This is a genomic window from Acidovorax sp. BoFeN1, assembly GCF_003345135.1.
In the GTDB taxonomy this organism is placed as follows: Bacteria; Pseudomonadota; Gammaproteobacteria; order Burkholderiales; family Burkholderiaceae_C; genus Acidovorax; species Acidovorax defluvii.
Genome location: NZ_QOZT01000095.1, coordinates 1 through 13,003, shown reverse-complemented (window position 1 = coordinate 13,003; position 13,003 = coordinate 1). Strand labels below are relative to the sequence as shown.

General features: G+C 64.1%; 11 protein-coding genes and 1 pseudogene. 6 read left to right on the top strand and 6 right to left on the bottom strand.

The window, feature by feature from the left end:
- Nucleotides 1-119: 119 nt before the first annotated feature.
- Both DTW89_RS16615 and DTW89_RS16610 read right to left on the bottom strand, forming a co-directional pair.
- The gene (locus DTW89_RS16615; protein WP_114656738.1) at nt 120-1,553 is read right to left on the bottom strand and encodes an aldehyde dehydrogenase family protein; all 1,434 of its coding nucleotides are present in this window, start codon (nt 1,551-1,553) and stop codon (nt 120-122) included.
- A gap of 212 nt (nt 1,554-1,765) precedes the next feature.
- Nucleotides 1,766-3,849 (bottom strand): annotated as a pseudogene (locus DTW89_RS16610) (sodium-translocating pyrophosphatase).
- A 232-nt stretch (nt 3,850-4,081) separates the two neighbouring features.
- On the opposite strand from DTW89_RS16610, the gene ppa reads away from it, so the two are divergent.
- From ppa to DTW89_RS16590, 4 genes are all read left to right on the top strand, one after another.
- Nucleotides 4,082-4,618, top strand: coding sequence for an inorganic diphosphatase (gene ppa / locus DTW89_RS16605; protein WP_024814712.1), 537 nt, complete (start codon nt 4,082-4,084; stop codon nt 4,616-4,618).
- Between the two features lie 340 nt (nt 4,619-4,958).
- The gene (locus DTW89_RS16600; protein ID WP_111864390.1) at nt 4,959-5,471 is read left to right on the top strand and encodes a chemotaxis protein CheW; all 513 of its coding nucleotides are present in this window, start codon (nt 4,959-4,961) and stop codon (nt 5,469-5,471) included.
- 352 nt (nt 5,472-5,823) lie between these two features.
- On the top strand, nt 5,824-7,038 hold the full coding sequence (locus tag DTW89_RS16595; RefSeq protein WP_114656737.1) for an NnrS family protein: 1,215 nt from the start codon (nt 5,824-5,826) through the stop codon (nt 7,036-7,038).
- A gap of 129 nt (nt 7,039-7,167) precedes the next feature.
- Nucleotides 7,168-7,458: a DUF2249 domain-containing protein gene (locus tag DTW89_RS16590; RefSeq protein ID WP_024814715.1), complete on the top strand. Its 291-nt coding sequence runs from the start codon at nt 7,168-7,170 to the stop codon at nt 7,456-7,458.
- Nucleotides 7,459-7,523: 65 nt separating this feature from the next.
- Here the strand turns inward: DTW89_RS16590 and DTW89_RS19800 are convergent, their stop codons facing one another.
- On the bottom strand, nt 7,524-9,077 hold the full coding sequence (locus tag DTW89_RS19800; RefSeq protein ID WP_236637181.1) for a GNAT family N-acetyltransferase: 1,554 nt from the start codon (nt 9,075-9,077) through the stop codon (nt 7,524-7,526).
- 89 nt (nt 9,078-9,166) lie between these two features.
- Here DTW89_RS19800 and DTW89_RS16570 point away from each other — a divergent pair, with 89 nt between their 5' ends.
- On the top strand, nt 9,167-10,825 hold the full coding sequence (locus tag DTW89_RS16570) for an NAD+ synthase (RefSeq protein WP_114656736.1): 1,659 nt from the start codon (nt 9,167-9,169) through the stop codon (nt 10,823-10,825).
- 49 nt (nt 10,826-10,874) lie between these two features.
- Complete coding sequence (locus DTW89_RS16565; protein WP_024814718.1) at nt 10,875-11,213, top strand: P-II family nitrogen regulator; 339 nt, start codon at nt 10,875-10,877, stop codon at nt 11,211-11,213.
- A gap of 93 nt (nt 11,214-11,306) precedes the next feature.
- Here the strand turns inward: DTW89_RS16565 and DTW89_RS16560 are convergent, their stop codons facing one another.
- From DTW89_RS16560 to DTW89_RS16550, 3 genes are read right to left on the bottom strand one after another with little or no spacing between them, the layout of a single operon-like run.
- A complete protein-coding gene (locus DTW89_RS16560) occupies nt 11,307-11,900 on the bottom strand; it encodes a TIGR00730 family Rossman fold protein (RefSeq protein WP_024814719.1) in 594 nt (197 codons plus the stop codon).
- On the bottom strand, nt 11,893-12,303 hold the full coding sequence (locus DTW89_RS16555) for a diacylglycerol kinase (RefSeq protein ID WP_114656735.1): 411 nt from the start codon (nt 12,301-12,303) through the stop codon (nt 11,893-11,895). The genes DTW89_RS16560 and DTW89_RS16555 overlap by 8 nt, the downstream gene beginning before the upstream one ends.
- A gap of 52 nt (nt 12,304-12,355) precedes the next feature.
- Nucleotides 12,356-12,895, bottom strand: coding sequence for an RDD family protein (locus tag DTW89_RS16550; protein ID WP_114656734.1), 540 nt, complete (start codon nt 12,893-12,895; stop codon nt 12,356-12,358).
- Between the last annotated feature and the right edge of the window lie 108 nt (nt 12,896-13,003).

Below are 13,003 nucleotides of genomic sequence, written 5' to 3'. Positions count from 1 at the left end.
GCTCAGGGGCATGGAGAAGAAAAAACGTCGTGCAAAAGTGAAAGGGGAAGGGCAGAGGCAACCATGCTAGCGGCACACCGCCGCGCCGTCGTGCACCGGCGTGACAGGGCCTGCCGCAGTCAGCCGTGCTGAATGGCCACTGTTTTGAGCGTGGTGAAGCCATACAGCGCCTCCAGGCCCTTTTCGCGCCCGTAACCACTGGATTTGACGCCGCCAAAGGGCAGTTCCACACCGCCTGCGGCGCCGTAGTTGTTGATGAACACCTGGCCGCTGTGCACGCGCCGGGCCATGCGGAACTGGCGGCTGCCGTCGCGCGTCCAGATGCCCGCCACCAGCCCGAACTGCGTGGCATTGGCCAGCTCCACAGCATGGTCTTCGTCCTGAAAGGCCATGGCCGACAGCACGGGGCCAAACACTTCTTCTTGCGCCAGACGGTGATCCACCGGCACATCGCGCAGCAGCGTGGGGGCCTGGTAATAGCCGGTTTCGGGCGCCTCGTCCACGATCTGGCCCTGGGCCACCATGGCGATGCCGGCCACCTGCGCGTCAGATAAAAAGTCCCACACGCGCTGCTGCTGCGACTGGCGGATCAGCGGGCCCACATTCAGGTCCATGGCGGCGGGGCCCACGCGCAGCGCTTCAAAGGCAGTGCCCAGGCGCTCCAGCAGCGGCTCGTAGACCAGCGAGTCAATCAGCACGCGTGAGCCGGCCGAGCAGGTCTGCCCGGCGTTTTGCACGATGGCGTTGATGACCACCGGCACGGCGGCGTCCAGGTCGGCATCGGCAAAGATGATCTGGGGACTTTTGCCGCCCAGCTCCAGCGTTACCGGGCAGTGGCGCTCGGCGGCCACCTGCTGGATTTGCGTGCCAATCTTGGGGCTGCCCGTGAAGCTGATGTGGGCAATGCCCGGGTGGCGTGCCAGCGCGTCGCCCACCTCGTGCCCGTAGCCGGTGACGATGTTGAGCGCGCCCGACGGAAAACCCACCTCGGCCGCCAGTTGTGCCACGCGGATCAGGCTCAGGCACGCGTCTTCGGCGGGTTTGACCACGCACACATTGCCTGCCGCCAGGGCGCCGCCCACGCTGCGGCCAAAAATCTGCATGGGATAGTTCCACGGAATGATGTGGCCCGTCACTCCATGGGGCTCACGCCAGGTCAGCACGCTGTAGCCGTTGGGGTAGGGAATGGTCTCGCCGTGGAATTTGTCGCAGGCACCCGCATAAAACTCGAAGTAGCGCGCCAGCGCCAGCGCATCGGCCCGCGCCTGTCTGGTGGGCTTGCCGCAGTCGCGCCGCTCCAGCGCGGTCAGTTCGTCGGCGTGCTCCAGAATTTTTGCCGAGAGCTTTTGCAACAGGCGGCCCCGGTCGGCAGGCGCCATCTTTTGCCACACAGCGTGGTAGCACTGGCGCGCGGCATGCACGGCGGCATCGATGTCGTCGGCCGTGCCGCGCTGGATCTCGTCAAACGGCTGGCCGTCGGACGGGTCGATCACCGGGATGGTGCGGCCGGAGGCGGACGCAACGGAGGCGTTGGCGATGAAGTGCAGTTGCATGGCCAAATTGTGCGACAAAAACAATGTGTTCTTATGGTTTTTAGGCAAAAATGGCCTATAGCCCTTATGTATTAAGCGCTAGTAGCTATTAATACAGTAGCGTTTGGATGCGGTTTGCGCTGGGCGGCAGGTGGCGCAAGGGGGCCGCTAGCGGCCCGGTAAGGCCAAAAAAAGGCCCGCCGCAGCGAGCCTTTGGAGATCCGTGGGGCGCATCAGCCGCCGTGGAACTTGACCACCAGCGGCACGATCAGCAGCGCCACGATGTTGATGATCTTGATCAGCGGGTTGATGGCCGGGCCGGCCGTGTCCTTGTAGGGGTCGCCCACCGTGTCGCCCGTGACGGCGGCCTTGTGTGCCTCGCTGCCCTTGCCGCCGTGGTGGCCGTCTTCGATGTATTTTTTGGCGTTGTCCCAGGCGCCGCCGCCCGTGCACATGCTGATGGCCACAAACAGCCCGGTGACGATGGTGCCCATGAGCAGGCCACCCAGCGCCTTCGGGCCGAGTGCCAGGCCCACCACGATGGGCACCACCACGGGCAGCAGACTGGGGATCACCATCTCCTTGATGGCGGCGGTGGTCAGCATGTCCACGGCCTTGCCATATTCGGGCTTGGCCGTGCCTTCCATGATGCCGGGAATGTCACGGAACTGGCGGCGCACCTCCACCACCACGGCACCGGCGGCGCGACCCACGGCCTCCATGGCCATGGCGCCAAAGAGGTAGGGGATCAGTCCGCCGATGAAAAGACCCACGATCACCAGCGGATCGCTCAGGTCAAAGCTGATGGCGCGGCCATAGCTTTCGAGCTTGTGGGTGTAGTCGGCAAACAGCACCAGCGCGGCCAGCCCGGCCGAGCCAATGGCATAGCCCTTGGTGACGGCCTTGGTGGTGTTGCCCACGGCGTCCAGCGGGTCGGTGACGTCGCGCACGCTGCTGGGCAGCTCGGCCATTTCGGCAATGCCGCCGGCGTTGTCGGTGATGGGGCCATAGGCATCCAGCGCCACCACGATGCCCGCCATGCTCAGCATGGACATGGCGGCCACGGCGATACCGTACAGCCCTGCGAGCTGGTAGGCCGAGAGAATGGCCAGGCACACAAAGATCACGGGCCAGGCCGTGGAGCGCATCGACACGCCCAGGCCCGCAATGATGTTGGTACCGTGGCCCGTGGTCGATGCCTGGGCGATGTGCTGCACGGGCGAGTATTGCGTGCCGGTGTAGAACTCGGTAATCCATACCAGCGCTGCCGTCAGCACCAGTCCGGTGGCGCACGCCCCAAACAGCTTCATCTGGCTGCCGGTGGCGGTGATGGCGTTGTCCGGCATGATCCAGATGGTCACGAAATAGAAGGCGATGAGTGACAGCACGCCCGCAATCGCCAGGCCCTTGTACAGCGCAGGCATCACGTTCTTCATGCCGGGCGAGGCCTTCACGAAGAAGCAGCCGATGATGGACGCAATGATGGACACGGCCCCCAGCGCCAGCGGGTACACCACGGCGTTGACCGGGGCGCTCACCACCAGCAGCGCGCCCAGCACCATGGTGGCGATCAGCGTCACGGCGTAGGTTTCGAACAGGTCGGCTGCCATGCCGGCGCAGTCGCCCACGTTGTCGCCCACGTTGTCGGCAATCACCGCGGGGTTGCGCGGGTCGTCTTCAGGGATGCCCGCCTCGACCTTGCCCACCAGGTCGGCGCCCACATCGGCGCCCTTGGTGAAGATGCCGCCGCCCAGGCGCGCAAAGATCGAAATCAGCGACGAGCCAAACGCAAAGCCGATCAGCGGGTTGAGCAGATTGGCCAGGTTGGCCGTGGGCGTGAGATTGCCGTTGCCCGCCAGAAACCAGTAAAAGCCCGTGACGCCCAACAGGCCCAGCCCCACCACACCAGCATGCCGGTGATGGCCCCGCCCCGGAACGCTACATCGAGCGCCGGGCCGATGCCGCGCGTGGCCGCCTGCGCGGTGCGCACGTTGGCGCGCACCGACACGTTCATGCCGATGAAGCCGCAGGCGCCCGACAGCACCGCGCCAATGACGAAGCCGACGGCCGTCGTCAAGTCAAGAAAGATGCCGATCAGCACGGCCAGCACCACGCCGACGAGGGCAATGGTTTTGTACTGCCGTGCCAGGTAGGCTGCGGCGCCGGCCTGGATGGCGGCGGCAATCTCCTGCATGCGGGCATTGCCGGGGTCCTTGGCAAGAATCCATCCCCGGGCCCAGATTCCATAGGCCACCGCAATCAATCCGCAAACCAGAGCCAGTATCAGAGGGGCAGTCAGCGCTGTATTTCCAGCCATTCGTCACTCCTTGAAGTATTGAGATGCACGGAAGGAAACACAACGCATCGGTGTGCTTCCGCTGCGTTGCTTCCTCGCGCTCTAGCGTACTGGAGTCGATTGGCCAACAGACCCAATTTACAGCCAAACGCCAGATTGCAAGCGGGCAGAAAGGGGTGTGTGCCTAAAATCAGGGTTAATCCCGACGCGTCGTGCTGCGTGGATTGTCTTCAATCAACTTTTCATACAAGACATGTCTCTCAACAACGTCCCCCCAGGCAAGAACGTTCCCGATACCTTCAATGTGGTCATCGAGATCCCGATGAACGCCGACCCTATCAAGTATGAAGTGGACAAGGAATCGGGCGCCATCTTCGTGGACCGTTTCATGACCACGGCCATGCACTACCCCACGAACTACGGCTATGTGCCGCAAACGCTGTCGGGCGACGGTGACCCGGTGGACGTGCTGGTGATCACGCCTTACCCCCTTCATCCCGGTGTGGTCGTGACTTGCCGCCCCCTGGGTATCCTGATGATGGAAGACGAAGCCGGCGTGGATGGCAAGGTCATTGCGGTGCCCACCTCCAAGATCCTGCCCATGTACGACCACTGGAAGACCATCGACGACGTGAACGCCATGCGCCGCAACGCCATCGCTCACTTCTTCGAGCACTACAAGGACCTGGAAAAAGGCAAGTGGGTCAAGGTGCTGGGCTGGGAAGGTATCGACTCGGCCAAGAAGGAAATCAGCGACGGCATCGCCAACTACCAAAAGAGCCTGGGTTGAGCCGGTTCAACCCCATTTTTGAATCAAATGACGCCGAAGCCCTTTACTAATAAGCGCTGACAGCTATCAAAATTAAAGCATGCACCCCAACGGGGTGCATGCTTTTTTTTGGCCGGTGGGCAGCCTGGGGAATGCTGCCGCGTCGACCAGACGGCCAACGCAGCACCAAACGCCCGTGGCCCCCGCACGAAGTCCGTCCATACCGCGCCATCGATCCGCGCCACGCTGGCAACGGGGTAGTTGTGAGCAAATGCAACTGAAGACTGCTATGCTCTGCCGATATGCGCAGGCCCGGCGCAGTCGCCAGCCTGCCCGAACCGATGTTTTCAAGGATGCGCACATGATTTCTGCCCCCACTGCAACCCGTTCCGAGGCGTCTTCGCGCACCGCTGCCGCAGCCCGCGCGGCGGAATATCTGACCTTTCGCCTGGGGGAGGAGGAGTACGGCATCGATATCCTGCGGGTGCAGGAGATCCGCTCGTACGAGCAGCCCACGCGCATGGCGCATGCGCCCGACTTCATCAAGGGCGTGGTGGATTTGCGCGGGCGCATCGTTCCCATCGTGGATCTGCGCCTGAAACTGCACTGCCCCCAGGCCGATTACACCGATTTCACCGTGGTCATCATCCTGAACGTGGGTGGCACCGTGCTGGGTGCGGTGGTGGATGCCGTGGCCGATGTGGTAGCCCTCACGCCCGATGCCATCAAGCCGGCGCCACAGTTTGAAAGCCAGGTGGACTCGGCCTTTGTGACCGGCATTGCCACCGTGGGCGACCGCATGCTCATCATGATGGACATTGAATCCTTGCTAAGCAGCGCCGAAATGGGCCTGGTGGCCCAGGTCGCGCAGTAAGCGGCACCGGCGAATCAGCACTCCTTTTCTCGGGCAGTCCGGGGGGCGCGGCCCTCACTTCTTCAGCAGGGTGAAGGCCGGGCAACGCTGCGGCGGAGGGCAGGGCTGCCTCGCACAAAAAACCTCAATCGCTGATGCCCTGACGGTCGGTAACTGCCGCCGTGCAGCGGCAGAGCATTGCACGCTTTTTAGCGGCTTGCCCTGCGCCACCGTTGTGCTGTCAAAGTACTTTTTGCGCCGCAGCGCGTGTGGCGGATGTTGTGTTGGCGAGCGTCACGCATTAATATTCATGTAAAATGAATCTTATAAATTTCCGCTGCTTGCGTCGTTCCGGCGCAGCGGGCCGCACCGCATGAAACCCATCTCAACACCTGTCGTCTCCACCGCAGGCGTGGCTCCGGCCTCTGCTTTGCAGGGTTTGCCATTCCTGCGTCTGGGTTTTCGCCCGTTTTATCTGGGCGCGGCCTTTGTGGCGTGCCTGACCGTGCCGCTGTGGATAGCTTCCATGCTTGGGTGGCTTGCGCTCGATCTTCCGGTCGCTCCCCTGCTGTGGCACGCCCACGAAATGCTGTTCGGGTTTGCCGCCACCGTCATCATCGGGTTCTTGCTCACGGCCGTGAAGGCGTGGACAGGGCTGTCCACGCCGCGCGGTGCGTTGCTGGGGGCGCTGGCACTGCTCTGGCTTGCCGCCAGGGTGGCTGCCGTGGTGGCCCCCTATGCGGTCTATGCAGCGCTGGACATGGTCTTGCTGCCGGTGGTGGCGGGCATTTTGCTGGCGGTGCTGCTGCGGGCGCGCAACCGCCGCAATTTGCCGCTGATGGGGGTGCTGGTGCTGCTGTCGCTGGCCAATGTCGCGTTTCATCTGGCGGTCATGGGTGTCATCAGCCTGCCGCCCGTGCAGGCGCTGCATGCTGGCCTGGCGCTCATTGTGCTGATTGAATGCGTCATGGCCGGACGCGTGGTGCCGGCTTTCACCATGAGCGTGAACCCGGGGCTCAAGCTGCAGGCGCAGCGCCCGCTGGAACTCACCACCATGGCCGTCACGGCCCTGGCGCTGGTGTCGTGGGTGTGTGCTCCTTTTGGCGTGGGCGCGGTCACGGCGGTGCTTGCCGGGCTGGCGGCGCTGCTGCACGGCGTGCGCATGTGGCGCTGGAAGCCCTGGATCACCCGCAACCGTCCCATCTTGTGGATTCTGCACGCGTCGTATGCCTGGATTCCTGTGGGCTTTGCTCTGCTGGCCTTGGCGCAACTGGGTGTTGTGGCCGTGTCTGCCGCGGTGCATGCCTTTGCCGTGGGTGTCACGGGGGGGCTGATCATCGGCATGATCACCCGCACGGCGCGCGGCCACACGGGTCGGCCGCTGCAGGCTTCCCGGCTGGAGGTGCTGGCCTATGGGCTGGTGATGGGCGCCGCTGTTTTGCGTGTCCTTGTGCCGCTGGCCGCACCGCAGTGGTATGCCGCCACACTGGTGGTGGCCGCGCTGGCCTGGTCCACGGCTTTTGCCATTTACCTGGGCCTCTTTACCCCCTGGCTGTTCCAGACCCGGCTGGACGGCAAGGACGGCTGATGGCGCTGTGCGCGGGCGGTGTTGTTGCAACGCCTTGCCAGCGCCTCAACGACTCAGCGCCGGGGCCGAGGTTGCCAGTCTGAATCATTTTTCGTTGCTCTTGCTCACTTCCCCTAGAAAGGCTTTGCCATGACTTCCACCCAGAATTCCGTCATCGATGTACGCGAAATTGCGCCCCGCGAGCGCCACGCCCTGATTTTTGGCCGCTTCGATGCGCTGTTGCCCGGCGAGGCGCTGCAATTGGTCAACGACCATGATCCACAGCCCCTGCGCCAGCAATTCGAGGTCCGCTCTGCGGGCGCGTTCAAATGGGCTTATCTGCAGCAAGGCCCCGATCTGTGGCGTGTACAGATCAGCAAGACCGAGCCCGCCGCAGCCACGGGCGGTTCTTGCTGCTCGGGTGGCGCCTGCGGCGGCTGAGGCCCCGCAGCGTCGGCGGCGCGAGGCCGCCGGGTTTTGGCCCCGCCATTGTGTGAGGCGAGGTGTCAGGCCGCCCGAAACGGGCTGCGTGCCTGCAGATGGTCCAGATACTGCTCCACCCCGACACCTTCGCGGGCCAGAAACCGGTCCACCGCATCGGCAAATGCCGGATGTGCCAGCCAGTGCATGCTGGTCGCCGGAACGGGCAGCAGGGCGCGGGCCATTTTGTGTTCGCCTTGCGCACCGCCTTCGAATCGCTGCACGCCATGCGCAATGCACCATGCCAGGGGCTGGTAGTAGCAGGCTTCGAAATGGAGGCAGTCCACCCGCTCCAGCGCACCCCAGTAACGGCCGTAGGCGGTGCAGCCGGCATACTTTGAATGATATTGGCCTCTGGCGCTTGATGGCTGTGCGCTGATAGCTATCAAACTACTAGCAATTGGACGGCCTTCGCGCTCTGCAATAAACAGCAGCCAGTGTTCGGGCATGCGATCGGCCATCTGCTGAAAGAATGCCCGCGTGAGGTAGGGCGGGTTGCCGTGTTCCAGATAGGTGCGTTCGTAGCAACGGTAAAAGAAGTTCCAGTCGTCCGCAGTGATGTCAGCCCCCTGTGCCCAGCGAAAGGTGACACCTGCCTCGGCCACGCGCCGGCGTTCCTGGCGGAATTTCTTGCGCTTTTCCTGCGTGAGGTGCGCCAGAAAATCGTCGAAATCGCGGTAGGCAAGCGTTCCGGCTGCCGCCGAGCCGCTGTCGCAATGGCTTTCGACCGCTGCGAGGACGCTCTCTGTGGGCAGCAAAAACCCGCCCGTGCCGAGCGTGGGGGCCGCACCCGAGCCGCCGCCGGGCCGTCCCAAGGCGGCGAGAGCCCCCTCGGGGGGCAGCGAGGACACGTCAATGCCGAGCGTGGGGGCCGCACCCGAGCCGCCGCCGGGCCGCCCCAAGGCGGCGAGAGCCCCCTCGGGGGGCAGCGAGGACGCGTCAGTGCCGAGCGTGGGGGCCGCACCCGAGCCGCCGCCGGGCCGCCCCAAGGCGGCGAGAGCCCCCTCGGGGGGCAGCGAGGACACGTAAGTGCCGAGCGTGGGGGCCACATTCTTCCAGTGAAACTGCACCGTATGCCGCAGCATCAGGCCTTCGCGGGCGCCGGTCAGCACATCGTCGTCGCTGGCGAACAGCACATGCAGTGACGAGATGCCCTCGTCCTCGCACCACTGGCACAGCGCCTGCACCAGCCCCTGGCGGGCTGCGGCGTCGCGCGCCATAAGCCGGGTGCCGGGCACGGGCGTGAAGGGCACCGCCACCACGGCCTTGGGGTAGTAGGGGACGCCGTGTTGCTCGTAGGCACTGGCCCAGGCCCAGTCAAACACGTATTCGCCGTAAGAATGGCTTTTGAGGTACAGCGGGCAGGCTGCCACCAGCAGGTCGCCCTCCCACAGGGTCATGAACCGGGGTGTCCAGCCCGTGTGGGGAACAGCGCTCTCGCTCTCATGCAGTTCGGCCAGGTATTCGTGGCGCATGAACGGGGTGGGGTGCGATTGCAGTGCCAGCAGGGCGTTCCAGGCAGTGGCGTCCACCTCCAGCGGCGATGCCAGCACGCGCGCGATAATGGCGCCTTCAGCCATGCTGCCTCCGTGGACCACCGTTTTGCACGGGGCCGTTGTGGGCTGTGGTGGCGGTGTCCAACCCGGCTACAAAAGCCGATTCCAGTTCCATGATGCTCTCCATTTGCACCGCTCAGCTCAATTTTGTCGTGGGCGACATGCCCGGCAATGCGCAGAAAATCATCGCAGCCGCGCATGAAGCTCACGCGCAGGGCGCGCGTCTGTTGCTGACGCCCGAACTGGCCATCTGTGGCTACGCGGCAGAAGACCTGTTCCTGCGCCCCGCGTTTCTGGCGGCCTGTGATGATGCCGTGAAAACCGTGGCCCGCGAGACCGCGGGGTTGAATGGCCTTGTGATCGTTCTGGGCCATCCGCAAAAGCTGGCTGCCGGCGACCCGGCATTCAGCCCGTGCCTGAACGCGGCCAGCGTGCTGCGGCATGGCCAGATCGAGCAGACCTATGCCAAGCGCGAGCTGCCCAATTACCAGGTGTTCGATGAGCGCCGCTATTTCGTTGCCGGCCAGTCGCCCTGCGTTTTCGAGGTGCAGGGCGTGCGGGTCGGGGTGCTGATCTGCGAAGACGCATGGTTTCCAGAGCCTGCACGCGCTGCTGCCAGCGCGGGGGCGCAGCTGCTGGCGGTGATTAATGCATCGCCCTTTCACCTGGGCAAGAGCGCCGAGCGCGAGCAGACCATGCGCGAGCGCGTGGCCGAGACCGGCCTGCCACTGGTCTATGCCCACCTGGTGGGCGGGCAGGACGAGGTGGTTTTTGAAGGCCGCTCGTTTGCCCTGAATGCAGATGGCTCGGTAGCGGGGCGCGCCCCAGGCTTCAAGGAAAAACTGGTGTTTGCGCATATCCGGCAAGCGCAAGCAGCTATCAAAATAGAAGCAAAGGTGGTGCCCGAGTGCAGCCTGGAAGCCGACCTGTGGGATGCGCTGGTGCTGGGCGTGCGCGACTATGTGGGCAAAAACGGCTTCCCGGGCGCCTTGCTGGGTTTGTCGGGCGGCATTGATTCGGCGCTGGTGCTGGCCATTGCGGTGGATGCCCTGGGCGCCGACAAGGTGCGCACGGTGATGATGCCGTCGCCCTACACGGCGGACATCAGCTGGATCGATGCGCGCGACATGGCCGAGCGCATGGGTGTGCGCCATGACGAAATCTCGATTGCGTCACAGTTCGAGGCCTTCAAGGCCGCGCTGGCGCCGCATTTTGCCGGCCGCGCCGAAGACACGACCGAAGAGAACCTGCAGGCGCGCATCCGCGGCATGCTGCTCATGGCCTTGTCGAACAAATTCGGGGCCATTGTGCTGACCACCGGCAACAAGAGTGAGCTGGCCACGGGCTACTGCACGCTGTACGGTGATATGGCCGGCGGCTTTGCGCCCATCAAGGACGTGGCCAAGACCCGGGTGTTTGCCCTGGCGCGCTGGCGCAATGCCCACGACCCGTATGGCACCGGGGCGAACCCCATCCCCGAGCGCATCATCACGCGCCCGCCCAGTGCCGAGTTGCGCCCCGACCAGAAAGACCAGGATAGTTTGCCGGCTTACGAGGTGCTCGATGCGATCGTGGCTCGCTACATGGAGAATGATGAACCGATAGAGTCCATCATTGCAGCCGGGTTTGAGCGCGCCGATGTCGAGCGCGTCACACGGCTGATCAAGCTCAACGAATACAAGCGCCGCCAGGCCCCTGTGGGCGTGCGCGTGACGCGCCGCAGCTTCGGCAAGGACTGGCGTTACCCTATCACCAGCAAATTCAGGGCCTGACGGGCATCCGCCAGGCCCGCCGCTTTCTTAAATTCCCCAGGAGACCCCCATGAAAATGATCACCGCCGTCATCAAGCCCTTCAAGCTCGAAGAAGTCCGAGAAGCCTTGGCCGAATGTGGCGTGACCGGCCTCACCGTGACCGAGGTGAAGGGTTTTGGGCGCCAGAAAGGCCACACCGAGCTGTACCGCGGGGCCGAATATGTGGTTGATTTCCTGCCCAAGGTGAAGGTTGAGGTGGTGGTCAAAACCGAAGACCTGGAGCGCTGCGTGGACGCCATCGTGAATGTGGCGCGCACGGGAAAGATCGGGGACGGCAAGATTTTCGTGACGGCCGTGGAGCGCGTGGTGCGCATTCGCACCGGCGACCTGGATGACGCAGCGATCTGATCCGTGACGCTCCCCGCAGGCGCGCTGCGTAGCTCGCTGTACGCCTTGCGCGGTGGCCGATGCTGAGGTTTGCGCGACCGGGGGCTTTGGTTCTTAAATCACCGAGCGCAATGGCATGGATGCCTGATCGGGACCGGCCTCCTGCACCAGCGTGCGCAGCAGGGCCTCTACATCGGTGCTTGCGTGCAGAAGGTCCATTTGCCAATTGCCCATGAATCCGTTGGCCACGCTGGATTGCAAGAAGCCCAGCAAGCCGTCGTAATAGCCGGCCACATTGAGCAGGCCCAGCGGCTTGTCGTGATAGCCCAGCTGGCGCCAGGTCCACACTTCAAACAGCTCCTCAAAGGTTCCGATGCCGCCGGGTAGCGCAACAAAGGCGTTGCTGCGCTCCGCCATCATGGCTTTGCGCTCATGCATGGTTTGCACGATGTGCAACTCGTCGCACTGTTGGTTGGCCAGCTCCTTGTCGACCAGGGTTTGCGGTATCACGCCCACTACGCGGCCACCGGCCAGGCGCGTGGCTTCGGCCACCGTGCCCATCAGGCCGCTGCGCCCGCCACCGTAGACGAGTTGGCCGCCATGCGAACCAATCCACTGGCCCACGGCCGCAGCCGCCTGGGCAAACGCCGCGCTCTCGCCGGGGCGCGAGCCACAGTACACACAGATTGAAAATGCGGGCTCAGCCATGAAGAAACCTTTGAAGAATGGCGGCAGACCAGATGCCGATGCACAGCAGCAGCGACAGCAGTACGGCAGCGCTGCCCATGTCCTTGGCCCGTTTGGAGAGGTCGTGCCACTCGGGGCCGATGCGGTCGATGGCGGTCTCGATGCCGGTGTTGAGCAGTTCAACAATCATGACGATCACCACCGAACCCGCCAGCAACACCACTTCGACCCAGCCATGACCCAGCCAGAACGACAGCGGAACCAGGACGACGGCCGCAAGGGCTTCCTGGCGAAACGCTTTTTCGTTCCAGCCGGCACGCAGCCCTGCGATGGAGTAACCGGTGGCATGCCAGATGCGGTTCAGCCCGGACCGGGCCTTCTGGGGGTTGGCAGGTGCGTGGTGTGACGGGTCGGATGATTGCATGCCGCGATTGTCGGGGGAGGATGTGTCCGGAACGGGTCGGCCCGAACAGGGCTTACTTTTTTGCAGGTTCGTAGTGCACCAGGCGTGTGCCCGCCAGTGCGTCGTGCCAGAACTGCTGCTGTGGGTGAAAACGGCTCAACACCGCCCACACGGCGACCCAGCCCAGTACGATCACCGTGGCTTCACCGCCCGGCAGCGAAAAAGGTGCCAAAGCGGCCAACGGCGGCAGAAACCACAGCCAGGAACAAACGTAGCGCAGCAGTGCGCGCCGCTGGGTAAGCGGACGGCCATCGCGATCCACGACACGGATGTGCCAGGTCTTCATGGCCAGCGTCTGCCCCTTGGCCCAGAACCAGGTGAAGTAGATGCCAAACACCACGAACAGGAAGGCCTGCAGCGCGTGGCGGTTGTCCATGGCGTTGCGGGTCTGGCTCAGGGTGCCAAACAGGTAGCCGGCGATGAAGACCACGCCGAACATCAGGATGCCTTCGTACATCCAGCATGCCATGCGGCGGATCAGGCGGGGGGCTTGCAGATTCAGGGGTGCTGCCACGGCGGCAGGCAGTGCGACAGGGGAGGGCAAGGCAGACATGCAAATTACGGGGGAGCATGCAGGGGCGCATCGTGCCCCCCTGGGGCAAGGTTATGGGCGGGCGGTGTGGCCGACAGGGGCGGCAGCGTGACTGGCTCGGCCACAGGC